The organism is Roseovarius dicentrarchi (assembly GCF_003316635.1).
Lineage (GTDB): Bacteria > Pseudomonadota > Alphaproteobacteria > Rhodobacterales > Rhodobacteraceae > Roseovarius > Roseovarius dicentrarchi.
Map to the genome: position 1 here is coordinate 1 of NZ_QNQP01000065.1, position 1,673 is coordinate 1,673.

The window sequence follows — 1,673 nt, forward strand, 5'->3', positions numbered from 1 at the left end:
CGAAACAGCGAAGAAAAAGCGAAAGGAGGCAACAGCATTGACGCCATCATAATCAGCAGATCATAACGACTGGGTGGGTCAGATCTCGATGAAAATGCCGGGTCAGTTCTCAATGACAATCAACAGTGTTGGTTGATTTAGCGACCGGTGTGCCTCCTGTTCGGAGTGAGATGCATTATCATTTGCAAATTCAATAGCTTGAATAGTTCATTGCCGACCTGTAATTCACATGCCTTTATATGGGAGCAAAAATGCATTCTGCGCTCAAACTTGCTTTTGGAAGTCTTGTCGTTGGGAGCATTGTTCTAGCGTTAAAGACACTGGCATGGCTGATGACAGGCTCCGTGGCGTTGCTCTCGGACGCGCTCGAAAGCACTGTGAACCTCGCAACTGCGTTCGCCGCGCTCGTTGCGATACGGATCGCGGCGCGACCGCCGGACGCAAATCATCCCTTTGGTCACCACAAGGCGGAGTTCTTCAGCGCCGTCCTAGAGGGGGTGATGATCATCGTAGCGGCGATATTCATCCTGCGGGAGGCGTACGAAGGCTTCCTAAGTCCTCGCGCTCTTGGCGCTCCGATAGAGGGCCTTCTGGTGAACGGAACGGCCACGATGCTCAATGCGATGTGGGCCTTCGTGCTGGTTCGAAGAGGGCGCCTACTGAAATCTCCCGCGTTGGCCGCCGATGGGAGGCATCTATGGACGGATGTCTTTACGTCCGCAGGCGTCGCGATGGGAGTTCTTCTTGCACTGGCTACCGGATGGTGGGTCCTTGACCCGCTTATGGCTGCATTGGTTGCGATCAATATCATATGGTCTGGTTCTCGAGTCGTGAAAGAATCGCTGAGCGGCCTGATGGACGAGGCGGTTCCAGAAGAGATTCTTGCCAGCATACGTGAAGCTATCTCAATCGAAGCGGCCGGCGCGGTCGAAGCGCACGATCTCAGGACCCGTCATGCGGGCAGCGCGACCTTTGTAGAATTCCATCTTGTGGTCCCAAGCGACATGACGGTTTTCGATGCTCACGAGATCTGCGACAGAGTTGAGGTTGGCATCGCCAAAGCGGTACCAGATGCGCGCATCACCATCCATGTTGAACCCGAGCATAAGTCAAAGCACACTGGAATTGTCGTATTGGAATAGAATGCGCTGGATGGCTAATCTCAGCCTCATTACTGAAAGAACGATTGGGAATCCAAAAAGCTCGAGGATTAGTGTTCGGCAAGCCGGTCTCCTTCACGAAAATTTCCATTGACCTGCAATTGAAATTAAGAGCGAGGCTGGTTGCTTTCGCGACGTGTTGAAGGCTGAGAGAGTGGCTTCCACCGCCTGCCACGGAGAAACACCGATGGGTGTTGTAGAAGTTTTAGCTGGCTGCTGAAAAAGTCGGCCCTCGACGCGGTTATGAGAACATGATTCACTTTCAGCATGGCAGCGGCGGCGGGTGGTGGCGATGCGGGGGACGGACGAGGCGAGTGGGTCGCTGTTCAGCTATGTTGATCTTGAGGAGCGGGTTCCGGAGCGTCATCCGCTGCGGTTGATCCGTCGGATCGTCAATGACGCGCTAGCGAGCCTCGATGCCGAGTTCGCCGCGCTCTACACCGACTTTGGCCGCCCCTCCATCGCGCCGGAGCGGCTGATCCGTGCGAGCCTTCTTCAGCTCCTGTTCTCGAT

General features: G+C 54.9%; 2 protein-coding genes. Both read left to right on the plus strand.

From position 1 onward, the window contains the following. Positions 1-251 precede the first annotated feature (251 nt). Positions 252-1,142 (plus strand): cation diffusion facilitator family transporter, encoded by an 891-nt coding sequence (locus DQ230_RS16795; RefSeq protein WP_108693784.1) that lies wholly within the window; start codon positions 252-254, stop codon positions 1,140-1,142. 310 nt (positions 1,143-1,452) lie between these two features. Then, a partial coding sequence (locus tag DQ230_RS16800; protein WP_476705473.1) for a transposase occupies positions 1,453-1,673 on the plus strand: 221 nt, incomplete at its 3' end.